12 protein-coding genes and 2 pseudogenes are annotated in these 17,702 nt (G+C 58.8%); 6 read left to right on the top strand and 8 right to left on the bottom strand.

Annotation, left to right across the window (positions count from 1 at the left end; genetic code table 11):
• The first annotated feature begins 110 nt into the window (after positions 1 to 110).
• A pseudogene (gene fecA, locus OC605_RS20690) lies at positions 111 to 2,443 on the top strand (TonB-dependent Fe(3+) dicitrate receptor FecA).
• Between the two features lie 390 nt (positions 2,444 to 2,833).
• On the opposite strand, the gene OC605_RS20685 reads toward fecA, so the two are convergent.
• Positions 2,834 to 3,241 carry an HPF/RaiA family ribosome-associated protein gene (locus OC605_RS20685; RefSeq protein WP_016771629.1) on the bottom strand — a complete coding sequence of 136 codons (408 nt, stop codon included), beginning with the start codon at positions 3,239 to 3,241 and terminating at the stop codon, positions 2,834 to 2,836.
• A gap of 200 nt (positions 3,242 to 3,441) precedes the next feature.
• Complete coding sequence (locus OC605_RS20680) at positions 3,442 to 4,389, bottom strand: LysR substrate-binding domain-containing protein (protein WP_016771630.1); 948 nt, start codon at positions 4,387 to 4,389, stop codon at positions 3,442 to 3,444.
• Between the two features lie 135 nt (positions 4,390 to 4,524).
• Between OC605_RS20680 and OC605_RS20675 the strand changes: the two genes are divergently transcribed.
• Together OC605_RS20675 and OC605_RS20670 are read left to right on the top strand one after the other, a co-directional pair.
• Entirely contained in the window at positions 4,525 to 5,901 is a 1,377-nt protein-coding gene (locus tag OC605_RS20675; RefSeq protein WP_262139162.1) for an L-serine ammonia-lyase, read from the top strand.
• Between the two features lie 263 nt (positions 5,902 to 6,164).
• Positions 6,165 to 6,482, top strand: a complete 318-nt coding sequence (locus tag OC605_RS20670; RefSeq protein ID WP_016771632.1) for a DUF3509 domain-containing protein — start codon at positions 6,165 to 6,167, stop codon at positions 6,480 to 6,482.
• On the opposite strand, the gene OC605_RS20665 is transcribed toward OC605_RS20670, so the two are convergent.
• Positions 6,479 to 6,979 (bottom strand): phosphate-starvation-inducible protein PsiE, encoded by a 501-nt coding sequence (locus tag OC605_RS20665; protein WP_016771633.1) that lies wholly within the window; start codon positions 6,977 to 6,979, stop codon positions 6,479 to 6,481. The genes OC605_RS20670 and OC605_RS20665 overlap by 4 nt on opposite strands.
• 336 nt (positions 6,980 to 7,315) lie before the next feature.
• On the opposite strand from OC605_RS20665, the pseudogene OC605_RS20660 reads away from it, so the two are divergent.
• Positions 7,316 to 7,570, top strand: a pseudogene (locus OC605_RS20660) (YebG family protein); the annotation flags it as partial.
• 183 nt (positions 7,571 to 7,753) lie between these two features.
• Here OC605_RS20660 and OC605_RS20655 read toward each other — a convergent pair.
• A complete protein-coding gene (locus OC605_RS20655) occupies positions 7,754 to 8,773 on the bottom strand; it encodes a Glu/Leu/Phe/Val dehydrogenase family protein (RefSeq protein WP_016771635.1) in 1,020 nt (339 codons plus the stop codon).
• Positions 8,774 to 8,957: 184 nt separating this feature from the next.
• Between OC605_RS20655 and OC605_RS20650 the strand changes: the two genes are divergently transcribed.
• Positions 8,958 to 9,761 (top strand): SirB1 family protein, encoded by an 804-nt coding sequence (locus OC605_RS20650; RefSeq protein WP_024011653.1) that lies wholly within the window; start codon positions 8,958 to 8,960, stop codon positions 9,759 to 9,761.
• Between the two features lie 140 nt (positions 9,762 to 9,901).
• Here the strand turns inward: OC605_RS20650 and maiA are convergent, their stop codons facing one another.
• From maiA to hmgA, 3 genes are read right to left on the bottom strand one after another with little or no spacing between them, the layout of a single operon-like run.
• The gene (gene maiA / locus OC605_RS20645) at positions 9,902 to 10,537 is read right to left on the bottom strand and encodes a maleylacetoacetate isomerase (protein ID WP_016771636.1); all 636 of its coding nucleotides are present in this window, start codon (positions 10,535 to 10,537) and stop codon (positions 9,902 to 9,904) included.
• A gap of 12 nt (positions 10,538 to 10,549) precedes the next feature.
• A complete protein-coding gene (gene fahA, locus OC605_RS20640; RefSeq protein WP_262139158.1) occupies positions 10,550 to 11,854 on the bottom strand; it encodes a fumarylacetoacetase in 1,305 nt (434 codons plus the stop codon).
• Between the two features lie 3 nt (positions 11,855 to 11,857).
• Positions 11,858 to 13,162, bottom strand: a complete 1,305-nt coding sequence (gene hmgA, locus OC605_RS20635; protein WP_262139156.1) for a homogentisate 1,2-dioxygenase — start codon at positions 13,160 to 13,162, stop codon at positions 11,858 to 11,860.
• Between the two features lie 163 nt (positions 13,163 to 13,325).
• Here hmgA and OC605_RS20630 point away from each other — a divergent pair, with 163 nt between their 5' ends.
• Positions 13,326 to 14,105: an IclR family transcriptional regulator gene (locus OC605_RS20630; protein ID WP_262139154.1), complete on the top strand. Its 780-nt coding sequence runs from the start codon at positions 13,326 to 13,328 to the stop codon at positions 14,103 to 14,105.
• 27 nt (positions 14,106 to 14,132) lie between these two features.
• Here the strand turns inward: OC605_RS20630 and OC605_RS20625 are convergent, their stop codons facing one another.
• The gene (locus OC605_RS20625; RefSeq protein ID WP_262139152.1) at positions 14,133 to 17,597 is read right to left on the bottom strand and encodes a dermonecrotic toxin domain-containing protein; all 3,465 of its coding nucleotides are present in this window, start codon (positions 17,595 to 17,597) and stop codon (positions 14,133 to 14,135) included.
• Positions 17,598 to 17,702 lie beyond the last annotated feature (105 nt).

The following is a 17,702-nucleotide window of genomic DNA, read 5'->3' as shown; positions in this document are numbered from 1 at the left end:
TGCCGAAGGTTGCGATCTTTTGATTCTGAAAAAATAAATGAGCCGTTTTTCAGATCTGGCGTGACAGAGAAGGAAAGCCCCCTTGATTCCACCTTCTCAGGATCATCCACATGCAGCCCACCCGTCTTACGCCACTGGCCCGCAGCCTGCGCAATCTTCTGCTCGGCGCCAGCCTGAGTTTCACCGCCCTGCCCGCTGCGCTGGGCGCCGAGACCAAGGTTTATCACATCGCCCCGGCGTCGCTGGAAACCGCGCTGAACCAGTTTGGCCGTGAAGCCGGCGTGCTGATTTCCTTTGGCTCGCAAGTCACCAGCGGTGTGCAGAGCCGTGGTCTGGAGGGCAATTACACGACGCAACAAGGCCTCGATGCCCTGCTCGAAGGCACCGGCCTGCAAGCCCGCGCCGAAGGCGACAATGCCTTCAGCCTGCAACCGCTGGCTGACGCGGCGCTGGAGCTGGGCACCTCGACCGTAGTCGGCGACTGGCTCGGCGATGCGGCGCAGATCAATGTCTTCGAACACCCCGGGGCGCGTGATGTGATCCGCCGCGAAGAATTCGAACGCCAGGGCGCGACCCAGGCCCGCGATGTGCTCAACCGCATCCCCGGTGTGAATGCGCCGGAGAACAGGGCACCGGCAGCCACGACATGGCACTGAACTTCGGCATTCGTGGTTTGAATCCACGCCTGGCCGCGCGCTCGACAGTATTGATGGACGGCATCCCGGTACCGTTCGCGCCGTATGGTCAGCCGCAGTTGTCGTTCGCGCCGATCAGCATGGGCAACATGGATGCGGTGGACGTGGTGCGTGGCGGCGGTGCGGTACGTTACGGCCCGCAGAACGTCGGCGGCGTGGTCAACTTCGTGACCCGGGCGATTCCGGACGAGCCAACGGTCAAGGGTGGTTTCCAGACCGAAACCAGCCCATCGTCGAGCCACGACGGTTTCAAGACCAGCGCCAATCTGCTGGCCGGCGGCACCAACGCCAACGGCCTTGGTGGTGCGCTGCTGTACTCCGGCACCCGTGGCGGTGACTGGCGCGAACACAGCGATACCGAGATCGACGACCTGATCCTCAAGGGCAAATATCAGCTCGACGAGGCCAACAGCTTCAACGCCATGGCCCAGTATTACGAAGGCAAGGCCGACATGCCCGGCGGTCTCAACGTCGCCGATTACGATGCCGATCCGTATCAATCGACGCGGCCGAAAGATCAGTTCTGGGGGCGCCGCACGATGTTCAACTTCGGCTATCGCTATCAGGAAGATCGCCGCGAATTCACCGCCAACACCTTCTTCACCAAAACCCTGCGCAGCGGTTATCTGGATCAGGGCACATTCCTTTCGCTGTCGCCGCGCGAGTACTGGGTACGTGGCCTGGAAACCCGTTTCGCCCAAGGCTTCGACCTCGGTCCGAGCAGCCACGAAGTCGGCGTCGGCTATCGCTACATCAACGAGGCCGGCCACGAACTGCGTTATCGCACGCCGATCAGCGCCAACGAATACCCGACCACCAGCAGCCGCAACGACCGCGACACTCGCGGTGGTACCGAGGCCAACGCATTCTTCGTCGATGACCGCATCGACATCGGCAAATGGACCATCACCCCGGGTATGCGCTACGAGATGATCGAGTCGCAACAGAACAACAACCTGACCTACGTCAAATACAAGGGCGACTACAACACCGCGCTGCCGGCGCTGAACGTGCTTTATCACCTCACCGACAGCTGGAACCTGTATGCCAACACCGAAGGCTCGTTCGGCAGCGTGCAATACAGCCAGATGCCCAACCGCGTGAGCAGCGGCGAAGTGAAACCGGAAAAGGCCCGCACCTGGGAACTCGGCACGCGCTATGACAACGGTGCCCTGCGCGCGGAAATCGGCGCGTTCCTGATCAACTTCGACAACCAGTACGAAAGCAACCAGACCAACGACTCGGTGATCGCTCGCGGCGAAACCCGCCATCAGGGCATCGAGACCAGCGTCAATTACGCGCTCGACGACTTGAGCCCGGCGCTGGCCGGTTTCGATGTGTACGCCAGTTATGCCTATGTCGATGCGACCATTCGCGAAGACGGGCCGAACAAAGGCAATCGCGTGCCATTTTCCTCCAAACACAAAGGCACGATTGGCGTCGGTTATACCGAAGGGCCATGGAAGCTGAATCTGGACAGCAGCTTCCAGAGCGACCAGTTCGCCGACAACGCCAACACTTCGAAGGAAAGCGCCGATGGCAGCACTGGCAAGATCCCCGGCTACATGCTGTTCAGCAGCCGCGCCGGGTATGACTTCGGACCGCAACTGTCGGATTTGAATGTGGCGGTGGGGGTGAAGAACATCTTCAACACGCAGTACTTCACACGCTCGTTCGATGACAACAACAAGGGCAAGTACGTGGGGGAGCCGCGGACGGTTTATGTGCAGACGTCGGTGGCGTTCTGACCGCAACCCATTGAAGATCAAAAGCCCCTCACCCTAACCCTCTCCCAGAGGGAGAGGGGACAGATTGGGGGATGCTCCAGCTCGCCGCCTACCTGCAAGTGCTTCGCCGAATCCGGATATTTCAAGTTGATGTCTTTCGCAAAGCCACTTGGCCGGATAGCCCCATTATCGACCTGGTAGACTGAAGCCATAATCGACTCGGTGATTCAGGTCGATGCATATCGCCAGACACCTCGGTCGGCCCCTCTCCCTCGGGAGAGGGCTGGGCGGGCGGCGTTCCGATGAGGGGCTACGGTCTTAAACCCTGCGAGCAATCACCAACACCACAAACAAAAAAACGGGCCTGCATCAGCAGGCCCGTTCTCCTTAGTCACTTGTGAAATCAGCGCATCAACTGTTGATCGCTGCCTGTTCATTCTCGTCAAATTCTTCCGCCAACAGCTTGTCGTTGGCCTTGCCGGTAAATGGCACTACAGCGGCGCGTGGTTTACCTCGCAGTTTGCCGAACAGATGATCCAGTTTGTGCTCGAGTTTCTCGGCGGCACCGTCGATCGCCTGTTCCAGCGAATCGGCTTTGTGGGTCACGGAAATCGGTTGGTGGCCTTTTGGCCGCGCTTCCAGTTGGCAGCGCAAGTCATGGGGACCTGGTTTCTCGCCGTTCTCGTCGCTCAGGTGGACTTCGACACGGGTCAGGTCTTCTTCATAACGGTCGAGCGTGCTCTCAATAGTTGTACGTACCCACTCCTCCAGTCGCTTACTGCTTTGAATATGGTTATCGCTGTTGACTTGGATTTGCATAGTTCATCCCTTATTTCAGCTAGCTCGCTGGAGGCCTTGAAGTGAATTTCCTGACCTCCTGGTTACAACAATCGGCCCGAGCGGCGAACATTTCAACCCCTGAAAAAAGAAAAATATTCATTCGCAAAAAAAGCCGGACAACCGAGCGAGGCGCTGTTAATGTCGGGAGTTGGGTCGACCCGCTCCGCAGAAAAATCTACTCACATCTGCTGCTCGTTCAGCGGGTGCAAACTGCGAAAAATCCCCGCCTCCTCCACCAGCCAATCATGCACAGCACGCACGCCCGGATGGCTCAACGCCCCCGGCGCATACAGCAGCACATAGCGTTTATGGTTGGGTACTGACAAGCCGAACGGCACGATCAACGTGCCGCGCTCCAGCTCATCGTTAAGCAACGTGCGCCGGGCAATCGCCACACCCATGCCGGCAATCGCCGCTTCGATGGTCAGGTGATTGCGGTTGAACGTGTGGCCGCGTCGCACATCGGCGCCCTCGAAGCCGATCGCATTCAAATAGAACTCCCATTCCGCATACTCGTAACTGCCACGCCAGGCGGTGATGTCGTGCAGCAACGGGAAATGCACCAGATCCGCCGGCCCGTGCAACGGCGGGCGCCCACGCAGCAGGCTCGGCGCGCACACCGGAAATATCTGCTCGTCGAGCAAGGCTGTGGATAACAATCCGGGATAGCTGCCGTCGTTAAGGTCGATGGCCAGATCGAAATCACCCTCATGCAATGGCACGCTGCTGTCCTCGGCCACCAGGCGCAACTGGATATCCGGAAAGCGTTGCTGCAGACGCGGCAGGCGTGGGGTCAGCCACTTGCCAAGAAACGACGGGATCGAACGCAACCGCAACGTCCCGCTGATCATCCCGGCGTCCAGCCGGCGCAATTCCGCATCGATGCTGCCGTACGCTTCATTGACGGTAATCGCCAGCCGCTGCCCCTGTGCACTCAACTCAACGCCACGCGCGCGCCGATGAAACAGGCGAAAGCCCAGGCGCTCTTCCAATTGGCGGATCTGCTGGCTGACCGCGCCCGGGGTGATGTGCAGTTCTTCGGCACAACGGGTGAACGACAGGTGCCGCGCGGCACAGGCAAACACCTGCAGCCAGACATAGGTCTGGGCATGCAATTGACGACTCATTGTTTAGTCCTGCTAAAGGCTGTCTTAGGAGGTTTCGTTGGTCACCTCGAACCGTGGCAGGCAGTATCGCCGACATTGCGCTTGTCCGACAAAAAATGGCAGCGATTCCTACTCCATTGCTTGTAAGGGTTTAGCATGGCTATCAGTGTTTTCGATCTATTCAAAGTGGGCATCGGCCCGTCCAGTTCCCATACCGTCGGTCCGATGCGTGCAGCGGCGACCTTTGCCCAGGCTCTGGTCGATCAGCATCTGCTCAATGATGTGCGACGTGTGCAGATCCGCCTGTACGGTTCGCTCTCGGCCACCGGCGTTGGCCACGCCACTGACCGCGCAACGGTCATGGGCCTGATGGGCGAGTGGCCGGACAGCATCGATCCTTCGACCATCGATCCACGCATCCAGCAACTGCGCGAGACCGGGCAACTGTCCCTCGCCGGTCAACGTTTAATTGCTTTCGATTGGCAGCACGATCTGCTGCTGCTCGACGAGAGCCTGCCCTACCACCCCAACGCCATGTCGCTGACCGCATTTGGCGAAAGCGCCGAGCTGTTCGCGCAAACCTATTACTCGGTGGGCGGTGGTTTCATCGTCGAAGCGGCTGAAGCCGAATCTGGCGTGGCGCCAACCAGCGACGTGGTGTTGCCCTATGATTTTTCCAGCGCCGCCGAACTGCTCGCCCTGTGCAAACAACACAAGCTGCGCGTGTCCGAACTGATGATGGCCAACGAGCGCGCCTGGCGCAGCGATGCCGAAATCCGTCAGGGCCTGTTGCACATCTGGTCAGTGATGCGCGAGTGCGTCGAACAAGGTTTACGCCACGAAGGCATCCTGCCCGGCGGTCTGAAAGTACCGCGGCGCGCGGCAAAACTGCATCGCAGCCTGTTGGAAATCGGCAAACCGAATGTGATCAGCTCGACCCTGTCGGCGATGGAATGGGTCAACCTGTTCGCCCTCGCCGTCAACGAAGAAAACGCGGCCGGCGGGCGTATGGTCACCGCGCCGACCAATGGTGCCGCCGGGATCATTCCGGCGGTTCTGCACTACTACATGAAATTCAATCCGGATGCGTCTGACGATGATGTCGTCGCGTTCTTTCTCGGCGCAGCCGCTGTCGGGATTTTGTGCAAGAAAAACGCCTCCATCTCCGGTGCCGAGGTCGGCTGTCAGGGCGAAGTCGGTTCGGCTTGCGCCATGGCCGCCGCCGGCCTGGCCGACGTCCTTGGTGCGACACCGGAGCAACTGGAGAACGCTGCCGAAATCGGCCTGGAACACAACCTCGGCCTGACCTGCGATCCGGTCGGTGGTCTGGTGCAAGTGCCGTGCATCGAGCGCAATGCCATCGCGGCGGTGAAGGCGATCAACGCCACGCAAATGGCCTTGCGCGGCGACGGCAATCACTTCATTTCCCTCGACCGGGTGATCCGCACCATGCGCGACACCGGCGCCGACATGCACGACAAATACAAGGAAACCTCGCGGGGCGGGCTGGCGGTGAACTGGGTGGAGTGCTGATCGGCCTGACTGCACTGTCAGCGATCATCGGCTCATTCCTGCCCTGAAAACGCGCCACAAAAAACGGCGAGCCCCGAGGCTCGCCGTTTTTTTTGCCGTGTTTATTGTTCGACAATTTTTCCGGCATGCCCCTTGCTATATCACCCTTGAGGCAAACGGACATTGCAAACCTCAGCGAACGAGATGCCAGTGGTCTGGTGTTGCGAACCAAATCGGATCATGGCCGGTCAACAACTGCACGTTCAATCAGGCGGTGACGCATCATGGACAACCCATTTCAAATCATTACCGATGCCTTCGCGCCGGACTATCAGATCAATCTGAGCATTCAGGGCCTGGACGGCAGCATCATGCTGACCCTGTCCAACGCCGGCCGCATCGTGGCCAAGCGCATGATCAGTGCCGAACAGCGCAACGATCCCGAGCGTTTGAAACGGCTGGTACAAAGCATCCAGTTCGGCATCGCCATCGAACAGGGCCACAGCGCCATGTCGATTCTCGAAGCCATGACCAGCGGCGCCGGGCTCACCCCGCCACCGCCACGGGTCAAAGGCCAGCCCGGCCAGGCGGCGGGCCTTTAGAGTTCGCCCTTCTCCACTTCAGGATGTTCGCTGGAACCCGTGCCGATCTTGCGCTGCGGGTTCTCGATCTTCACCGAAGGGAACTGCGACGAAGCGTAACGCACCACCAGGATCGCAAACGCCAGCAGCAGAATGCCGCCGCACAGGTAGATGATGCCCATGTCCGGCGGGTTGTGGTGCGAGACGTTGGAGATCAGCAGGCGCGTCAGTGCAGTGATCGCCACGTAGATCAGGAAGCGCACCGGCATGTGGTTGGTCTTGAAATAAATCCCGACCATCGCGCCCAATTCCAGATAGATGAACAGCAACAGAATGTCATCAATCTTGATGTGCCCGACTTCGAGCATGCCGAGAAACTCCATCACCGCCGCCCACGCCGTCACCGCACCGATGGCGAACAGCGCCAGATAGTGGAAGGTTTCGACAAACAGGTTGCCTAGGGACTCGGCCAGTTGATGCACGTTACGCCGCAGTTTCTCGGCCCAGTTTATTTTCACGATGAGTTTCCTTAGCCCGTTTCGGGCGGATGATGCGTATCGCACGTGACGGTTTTGCGCGCGCGCCTTGTTGCAACGGTTTTCATGCAGGTTCAGGGCCACGCATCATGGCGATCCGCCGCAAATCCCGCGCCGTGGCGTTTGGTCGCACCGCTGGAGTTTCTGTGGGAGCGAGCCTGCTCGCGAATAGCAGCCACCCCGTCCCCTGACAAACGCCAAATCCGGTCTACATTGAAAAGCCACTACCCATGGCGCAGGGATTCGCTTATCCTTTTCGCTGTATATGGATACAGTAGTCGTCAAGACAACTTAACGTGAAGGCATGTGAGGTGGTGAATGGCCGTCGAAGTGGTATACCGCAGCAGCCGAGATCTGGAGCGCTTGTTCATGGATAAAGCCGAAGCTGATCGTCATGACAAAATGCTCGAACTGGCCGAATATCTGGCCGATGTGCTGCAAAAAGCCGTTCCGTCCCTGACCGAACAGCAAGTGGAAGAAGCCGGGATCTACATGGCGAAGAATCGCGATGTGTTCGCCCGGGCATTCAAGAGCCAGCCCGATGCGCTGTCGGAGCTGATCAATGCGCCGGCCGAGCCTGTCGAAAAAGCTGAAGCGGCAGAACCTGACGAGGCGCCGGCGAAGCCCGCCAAAGCAGCGAAAGCGCCGAAGTAATCAGAAAGATCGTCCGATCGCGGCCCGAGCCTTCGGCAGCTACTGCATTTCGAGTGCAGGAGCTGCCGAAGGCTCGGGCCGCGATCGGACGATCTTTTGCTTTCAGCGATACAAAACCTTTTCCGCCAACTCATCCGCCACCCGCGCCGGCGAACGTTTTTCCGCCTGAGCATGGGCAAAGACTTCGGTCAGCCGCGAACTGATTTTCGACAGATGCGCCGTAATCGTCGGCAACTCCTCGCCACGATGTTTAAGCGAAACGTAAATAAGCCCGCCAGCATTGATCACATAATCCGGCGCGTAAAGAATCCCGCGCCGTTCCAGTTGATCCGCCACATCCAGATGGGAAAGTTGATTGTTCGCCGAACCGGCCACAGCGGAACAGCGCAGTTGCGACACCGAGTGACTGTTGAGCACACCGCCCAACCCACAAGGCGCGAGAATGTCGCACGGCGTGCTGAGCAATGCATCGTTGGCGATCGGGTGAGCATTGAGCTGCTCCATCGCCAGTTGCACCTTGCCGTGGTCGATGTCACTGACCAGCAACTCGGCGCCTGCCGCGTGCAGTTGCTCGGCCAGCGCATATCCGACATTGCCAAGGCCCTGAATGGCAATGCGCAAACCTTCGAGGTTGTCGCTGCCCAGACGCGCCATCGCCGTGGCGCGAATGCCGGTGAACACGCCCATGGCCGCGTGCGGTGCCGGGTCGCCTGCCGAGGTAGTGCTGGTGACATGCCGCGTCTGCTGGGCAATGCAGTCCATATCCGCCACTGACGTACCGCTGTCGATGGCGGTGATGTAGCGACCGTCGAGCTGCTCGATGCAACGGCCGAAAGCCTCGAACAATGCGGCGCGATTCTCGACATGGGCCGGGCGCACGATCACCGCCACCCCGCCGCCCTGCGCAAGACCGGCCAGCGCCGCTTTGTAGCTCATGTTTTGCGCCAGGCGAATGGCGTCCTCGACCGCAGATTCGTCGTTGGGATAGGCAAGGTAACGGCAGCCGCCCAGGGCTGGCCCCAGGCGACTGTCATGAATGGCAATGACCGCCTTCAACCCGGTGACCGGGTCCACGCTCAAGTGCAGCGATTCCAGGCGAGTGCTTTGCATGAGAGCGAACATCGACAGGCTCCCGAATCACTTCTTGTAGAACGCCAGTATAGGCTTGCCCCTGAAAATTGCTGGTGCGCACCGGCATGAGCCGCCGAGCGGACAATGTTGCGCCGCTATAACTCGCGCTCAACGCGCCCGGCACTGGACGAACAACCCGGACGGGGCTAAAACGAGGCATTGGAGGGAGATTCAGATGAGTGCGCGCCAACGCTTTTTCGAATGCCTGCATCGTTCACCGCCGGCCCTGCTGGAAGCTGCGCTGTGGATAAGCGCCGAGCACGACAAAACCCTCGAGCCCGAGGCATGGTTGCGTACCTTCAAGGATCTGCAACTACGCGTCAGCTATGGCTTGCCGATGCTGCCGGTCAGCGAACTGGCGCAACCGCTGTTGCGGCGCATGGTCGATCTCGGTTTCGCACAGGATGATTTCCTGCCGCTGCGCCCGCAGGCGGCGCTGCTGCATCGTGTGTTGCACACCCAGCGCGGTCAGCCGCTGGCATTGGCGTTGATCGCACTGGAGCTGGCGCATGGCCTCGAGATTCCTTTGGTCGGGGTCAACTTCCCCGGGCATTTCCTGTTGCGGGTACCCGGCGCCGACCACTTGCTCGACCCTTGCGGCGGTCGACGCTTGTACCCCAACGACTGTCGCGAACTGTTGCAACGCCAATACGGGCCGAACATGCAGCTCAGCGCCGAGCATCTGCTGACGGCCACGCCAGTGCAGATGCTGCAGCGTCTGTCACGCAACCTGCGCCAATTGCATCTGACCCACGACGATCACATCGCCGCGCTGATCGACGCAGAACGAGTGCTCGAACTGGGTGATGCGAAGGCCTCTGATTACATGGCCCGGGCCAGTCTGTATCAACGGCTGGATTGCCCGAACGCTGAACGCTTCGATCTGGAGCATGCGTTATTGCTCAGCGAAGACCCGATCCAGCGCCTGCGCCTGACCGAACGCCTCGGCCATCTGCCGCCCAACTCCGTCGTGCATTGACCGCTTTTTGCAGGTTTGCCCCCATCCTTGAGGCCCACACAAACCTGTGTGGGAGCGAGCCTGCTCGCGAAAGCGGTGTGTCAGCTGAATGAAAGGCCACTGACACGCCGTCTTCGCGAGCAGGCTCGCTCCCACAGGAATTACGGGGTGTCTGGTTGATTGGCAGGATGCGCCTTGATAAACGCCGGATGTTCAGCCGCCAACGCAGCCACACGGCAAATCTTCGGATACGCCTCCAGGCTGACGTTGAACCGCTCTGCCGCATACAACTGCGGAATCAAATACACATCCGCCACACACGGCCATTCGCCAAAACAGAAACCGCTTTCGCCGATCAACTGCTCCACCGTCGCCAGCCCTTGGCTGATCCAGTGACTGATCCACTCCACCACCTGCGTTTCATCCTGCCCCGCCTGGCGCAGGCGATTGAGCACGCTGACGTTGTGCAGTGGATGCACATCGCAGCCGATCACCGCCGCGACACCGCGCACCTGCGCGCGCGTCAGCAGATCATCCGGCAGCAACGGCACCTGTGGATAACGCTCTTCCAGATACTCGATGATCGCCGGCGATTGAATCAGCAGCGCACCGTCATCGGTGCGCAAGGTTGGCACCCGGCCCTGGGGATTGAGCGCCAGATACGCCGGCTGCCGATGTTCACCACCCGACGGTGCGATCAGGTTGACCGGCAGCGCCTGGTAATCGAGGCCCTTCAACGCCAGTGCGATTCGCACCCGGTACGATGAAGTGGAACGGTAATAGCCATAGAGATCCATAAGCCGCTCCTGTCAGCGCGCAGCGATCACGGTGCCGCGACATTCGCCGAAGCCGATCGAGGCAAAACCTTCGCGGGCGCAGCGAGCGCGCAGGATGATTTCGTCACCGTCCTCAAGGAACTTGCGCACCTCGCCGGAGGCCAGTTCGATCGGTTTCTTACCGCCCTCAGTGATTTCCAGCAAGCTGCCAAACTGGCCGTTTTCCGGGCCGGACAAAGTACCCGAACCAAACAGGTCACCAGCCTGCAACTGGCAACCGTTGACGCTGTGGTGCGCGACCATTTGCGCGACGGTCCAGTACATGTAGCGGGTGTTGCTCAGGGTCAGGCGATGGGCCGGAAGGTTCTGCTCGCGCATGGCTTCGGTACGCAGCAGCACTTCCAGTTCGATGTCGAAGGCGCCGCCGTCCTGATCACGCTTGTCGAGCAGATACGGCAACGGCTGCGGATCACCTTCAGGACGCGCCGGTTGTGCCGTGCGGAACGGCTCGAGCGCTTCGGCTGTCACCACCCAGGGCGAAACACTGGTGATGAAGCTTTTCGACAGAAATGGGCCGAGTGGCTGGTATTCCCAGGCCTGGATATCCCGCGCCGACCAGTCGTTGAGCAGGCAGAAACCGGCGATGTGCTCGGCAGCGTCACCGATGGCAATCGGCTCGCCCATCTCATTGCCCTGGCCGATCCAGATGCCCAGCTCCAGTTCGTAATCCAGACGCGCACATGGGCCGAAGACCGGGTCGGTCTGGCCGGCCGGCAGCGTCTGGCCTTTCGGCCGGCGCACGTCGGTGCCGGACGCTCGCACTGTGGAAGCGCGACCGTGGTAACCGATCGGCACGTGCTTGTAGTTCGGCAACAGCGGGTTATCCGGACGGAACAGTTTGCCGACGTTCTGCGCGTGCTCGATGCCGACGTAGAAGTCGGTGTAATCGCTGATTCGCGCCGGCAGGTGCATCTGGCAATCGGCAGCCAGTGGCAAGACTTTCGCGCCTTGCGCTTCGATGCTGCCGCGCAGGGTACTGCCTTCACTGAACAGTTCGATCAGGCGTTCGCGCAGGGCCACCCGCGCCTCACGGCCAAGTTCGAAGAACGCGTTCAACTGTCCGCCATGCATGGCTTCCACCGCACTGCGCGCCACGCCGTCAAACAGACCAGCCTCAAGCGCCACCTGCAAATCGAAGATGTGCTCGCCGATCGCCACGCCTGCGCGCGAACTGCAATCGTTGAGACTGAACACGCCCAGCGGCAGATTCTGCAAGGGGAAATCGCTGTGACCGTTGGCCGAAGCGACCCAACTGCGGGGGATGGAATTCTGTGTCATGTGTTATCTCCGGGTCGGGTCGAACGTGGCGGGCAGCGAGGCCCAGCAAGCGTCATAACTGGATTGCAATTGAGGGCAGTCGAGGGCGAAACGGCTTGGGCGCAGCACCTGGCTGGTCTCGAACATGAAGGCCATGGTGTTATCGATTTTTGCAGGTGCAAGCTCGGCGTTAATCGCCCGGGTGCAGGTCTCGCCGTCCGGGCCATGGGCGCTCATGCAGCTGTGCAACGAAGCGCCGCCGGGCACGAAGCCTTCGGCCTTGGCGTCGTATTCGCCCTGGATCAGGCCCATGAATTCGTTCATCAGGTTGCGGTGGAACCAAGGTGGCCGGAAGGTGTTTTCGGCGACCATCCAGCGCGGCGGGAAGATCACGAAATCGAGGTTGGCCAGACCGTGCACGCTGGTCGGCGAGGTCAGAACGGTGAAGATCGAAGGATCGGGATGATCGAAACTCACCGTGCCGATTGTATTGAAACGGCGCAGGTCGTATTTGTACGGCACGTTGTTGCCGTGCCAGGCGACCACATTGAGCGGTGAGTGATTGAGTTCGGTGGCCCACAACTGGCCAAGGAATTTCTGCACCAGAGTCGTCGGTTGCTGCAGGTTTTCGTAGGCGGCGACCGGGGTAAGGAAATCCCGGGGATTGGCCAGACCGTTGCTGCCGATCGGTCCCAGATCCGGCAGGCGCAGCGGCGCGCCATGGTTCTCGGCGAGGTAACCGCGTGCCTGCGGGTCGAGCAATTCGACGCGGAATTTCAGGCCACGCGGCAGCACGACGATTTCCAGCGGCGCCACTTCGAGTACGCCCAGTTCGGTGGCGATACGCAGGCGACCGAGTTGCGGCACCAGCAGCATTTCACCGTCAGCGTTGAAGAACACCCGCTCCATCGAACGGTTGGCGGTGTAGTTATAAATGCTGATGCCGGACGGTTTCTCGGCGCCGGCGTTGGCGGCCATGCTGACCAGGCCATCAATGAAATCCGTCGGTTCGGTCGGCAGCTCCAGTGGATTCCAGCGCAGGCGATTGGGCGTCACTTCACCCAACGGTCCGCCGGCCAGTTGCCGTTCCAGTTTGACGAACGCCGGGTGGTTGGCCGATGGCTGAATCCGGTACATCCAGGTGCGGCGCGCTTCGCTGCGCGGCATGGTGAACGCGGTGCCGGAGAACAATTCGGTATACAGGCCGTACGGGGCTTTTTGCGGGGAATTCTGGCCAACGGGCAGCGCGCCGGGCAACGCTTCAGTGCTGAATTCGTTGCCGAAGCCGGACTGGTAAACCAGGTTCTGCGCGGTTGAATCGAGGTTCATGGAGCCTCCTGAACAGGGAGTCGGCAATGGCCCATCGCTCAGGCTCAGAGGTCTCGGCACGCCGGGGTTGTTATTATCGTAATCTGATTACGCATAACGTAATTTGCTCGCTATCCAGCGTCAAGCTATAAAGACGCCCATTCGAACCGGAACCGCCAGCCCCATGGAAAAAACCAGCGACAGCAACGGCAAACAGAAAGTCCGCTCCGCCGAGGTCGGCACCGACATCCTCAAGGCTTTGGCCGAGTTGTCACCGTCGACTTCGCTGTCGCGTCTGGCTGAACACGTGCAGATGCCGGCGAGCAAGGTGCATCGCTATCTGCAGGCGTTGATTGCTTCGGGATTTGCCGAACAGAACGCCGCCACCAACCATTACGGCCTCGGTCGCGAAGCGCTGCGGGTGGGCCTGGCCGCACTCAACAGCATGGACGTGCTGAAAGTCGCCGCCCTGCCGCTGTCCGAGTTGCGCGACGAACTCAACGAAACCTGCTTCCTCGCAGTGTGGGGCAATCAGGGCGCAACCGTTGTGCACATCGAACCGGCGGTGCGCGCGGTAACTGTGGTGACGCAGTTGGGTTCGGTGCTGCCGCTGCTCAGTTCGTCTACCGGGCTGGTGTTCAGCGCTTACCTGCCACACCGGGAAACCGATGAATTGCGCGAGCAGGAAATCGCTGTCGCGGGGCATCCGCTCAAGGATGAAACAGCCTATGCAGCACTGTGTGAACAGATCCGCGAACGCGGTCTGCATCACGTGCATGGTTTGTTGATGCCGGGTGTGGATGCGCTTTCTGCGCCAGTGTTCAACGCGGTCGGACAGATCGCTGCGGTGCTGACCATCGTCGGCCCGACCTCGCTGTTCCACGCCGACGAAAACGGCCCGGCGGCGCAGCGGTTGTTGGCTGCGACGCGGGCCGTGAGTTGGCGCATGGGTTACGAAAGTTAAGTCATGCTAATGTGCGCTCGAAACGACTCACCGCACCGTGGTCTTGCTCAATGCGCTGTCACCCTCTTGCATCAGTGACTTGAAGAACCCGATCAGCTCATCGGCGGGGTCTTCATGGCCGGTGTAATACGTTACGAGTTCCGCGACCGTGCGGGCGTCTTCAAACAGACTTAGAAAGGAGCGTTGCGCACGGGTAAGTTCTTTAGCCGGCGCCCCCGCCGCTGCAGCCTGACCCAATGTCAGCAGTCCGCTCAATACATCCTGCACATGCCCCAGCGCGGCGGAATAATCACCCCGTCGGTGCGACTGCGACGCGTCGTAGATGCTTTTCATCACCTGCACAGCCACCACCACAGTGCCTACGGGGGGCACCAGCAGGCTGACAATGTTTGCGGCCTTCAACAGGTTTTCATAAACCACACCGGCGATTATTTCGTTGAGACTGGTGGTCCGTTCGTCGATGTCACTCAATACACGGCGCACTCGCTCGTCGTGGAAAGTGAACAGATCGGGCAGTAACGAACGCTGCTGCGTGCGAATGACCGGTCGAGCATCAACCGTTGCAACCAGATTATCGAAGTAATCATTGATCACTTTCTGGTCAATCAGCAGTATCCGATCGCTGTAGTAGGTCCTGAACGGGCCTTCTCGAAAACGAATCGAAGGAATGAACTCAGCGATCGGCCGGAAGCTGACTTGATCCGGCGCGTCAGGCGTATAGAGCAAGTCAAAGAAACCTGACGACAACCTCAATCGAAAAATATAAACGCCGCCAACTGTACGGTCCCCGGCAGCTGTCAGACCCAGCGTGCCGATGTTGAATTTATACAGCCCCATGTCGCCTTCGGCGGTGCTGGTCCCTACCGACTGATAACCGCCACTTTCTTTCAGGTTATCGATAACCCTTTGGACAGCAGAGAAAGACTCCGTCGATAATCTGCCGTTGGTAAAGTCGGCAAACGCATTGCGGTACATCTCACAGCGGATTTTCCGGGCGTGTACAGCGCGTTTGAATGAGTAATCAGGATGCGCCTTGTTCTGATATTGCTCTTTGAGCATCGCGGTATATCTGTCGCCGGGACGGAACGTTTTCGACAGCGAGGACAGGTCGCGGATATCCAGTTTTTCAACGATGGGATGGCCATTGACCAAATAGTATTTCGGGCTGAATTTCGTTTCATAGGACGGATGCGCCGCTTCAAAAGCGAGTCCTTCAAGCAAAACGTCGGTAACGCTCTTACGAAAGTCTTCGGTTTGCACAATGATCTGGTCGGGATTGACCGAAACGTTACTGCCACGCGAACGCAAAATGTCTTCGATCTGAGCTTTCACCGAGTCATAAGTGAATTGCTCGAATGTCGGAAAACCATTGTCTCGCGCATCAACCATGGACAGTGCCTTGAATTCGGTGCTCAAACGCGAATAGCGTTTGCGGCCCTCGAAGCCAAGCGCCCGATAACCGGCCGGTGCAATGGCCTTGTGCAAGGCAACTTCGGCGCGGTAAGCGGCATTTGCGTAATCAGCCAGCTGTGCTTTGGGATTCAGACCGAGATCAACCGGTCGACTATCGAGCGTATAGCGATAGCTCAGTTGTGTGCGAGCGCTGCCGAGCAACTCACCCGCTTCGTGCAGATAGTCCGGATGGATCAGCAATGCAGCGTACTCACGATCGGCGGACAACCCCGACTCCAGCCAGCGGTTTGCCGCATAGATATCGGCAAATTTATGCAGCTCGAATTCACCGGCAGGCGTTTTGATCAACATCAGCGACGGTACATATTCTCGGGCCGAAATGATCAGAACCTCTTTCAACGCCGGCACCTGGGATCGGATTCGCATTCCCTGAACGGTCACCGCAGGATCATTGGCCATGGCCCGCGCGATGATATTCGCATCAGTGGAATCCAGTTTCCCGGAGTGGCGAGCAACAAAAGCCGCGAACTCTATCTGACTGAAGAGATAGTTGCGATAAGCCTCTTGATAAGCCACCGAGGGCGAGTATGCAAGACTGCCGGTAAATTCCAGCCGCAGGTTACGATTTTCCAGCCACTGCTCAAGCGCTACTGCCGTCAGCCGACTTCCGGCGGGAGCGCCGATGATAGTCAGAGTCGCTTTGTAACCCGTGTCGTGCAGACCGAAAACAAGAAATTCCGTCAGCGTCCGGGTTTCTTCCTGTTCGATGGTCCGTCCGGCAATTTGCAGACTATACGAGCTATGGACACTGATTGATTCCGGATCCAGTTGTTCACCAAGTACCCTGTCCGCCCATTCGGCGAATGTGCGCACTACATAATCCTTGAATGAAAAACATTCATCGAACGTGTTTGAGTAGACAGCCTGGTATTGATCCCGCGACTCTTCAAGCTCGCTATAGCGTTGTTGCATATCGCTACCTGCGGCATGCAGCCATAGCGGCCAATCGGTGCGTTTCAATGCAGCCCAAAGCAGATAGAAGCGGGTTTCGATGCCGTAACGCAGCACGTGCAGGCCTTGATTGTCCTGCAGCATGGAAGTCAGCGGTTTGGCCAGTTGTTCCTGGCCACCGATCAAGACTGAAACACTTTCAAGCTGACCCTTGAGGTGAGTCTCGACACAAAAGACGTGAGGACTTTGCGCGGCTTTCAGATACCGGATCTGGTCTCCACCCAGGGACAGTCGCTGCTGAAGTTTGCTATGCAGATCGATATTTTTTTCAAAAAATTCAAAGCCGTTTTCCGGCGTATGCAGGAGATAAGAGGTTGACTCATTCACCAGCGGCATTTCTGCATCCGCACGCTCGGCGTTGTCCAGAACGAAACAAGGCTGACGGGACAGCTGGTAATCCTGTTCAGGTTGCAGCCTGACTTCAAACGCTGCGCGACCGCCATCTGCGTCGAGCAGATGAGCGAATCGCTCGCCCAACCAAGCGTCAAAATTGTTGGCCATGACCGACAGCGACAACTCTGCACCGGTGACCACCGCATAGGCTTCTATAAAAGCCTGTTTGTTCGACAGCGGTGCATTGTCGGCATGGACGGGTTTCGCTGGCGCAGCCCAGAACTTTGCGATCTCGGCTCGCAGTGTTTTGTCCAGTCCGGCAGTTACAGCAGCGATCAGATCTTCGACAACAATGGTATTGAGCGCCTGGACTCTGAATTGCTCACTGAACGTATCCGGCAGAAAAAACACTCCATCACCGCCCATGATGTAAGCGGGGCTGACATTGTTATTCAGACAATGGACCGTGACATCCCAAAGAGTGCCCGAGGGCCGATTTTCATCGGCAGGAAAAGCAGGATTCGTATTGATATAGACCTTGTCGATATCAACTGTTTTGCCCAGACGCTTCAATTCACCTTCAAGGATGTTGCGCAGAATATCCAGCACGCTCGGCATGGAATCAATGATCTTGAACAAATCTGTTTTTGCCTGCGTTGCCTTTTCCCACTCTTCGGGCCAGGTAACCTGCTCACCGAAAAAACCACGCATCAAACTTTTATATAACTTGACCACAAACCTTCCTTACTTGATTATCCAGAGCTGCAAGTGCAGCCACTGCTGATAATTGCAAGGTAGTTTCTTTTCCAGCCAACATGAAGCGCGAACAAATTACAAAAC

Source organism: Pseudomonas sp. Marseille-Q5117 (assembly GCF_946901175.1).
Classification (GTDB): domain Bacteria; phylum Pseudomonadota; class Gammaproteobacteria; order Pseudomonadales; family Pseudomonadaceae; genus Aquipseudomonas; species Aquipseudomonas iranensis.
The sequence above is the reverse complement of the archived record's forward strand: the minus strand, read 5'-3'. Positions and strand labels throughout refer to the sequence as shown.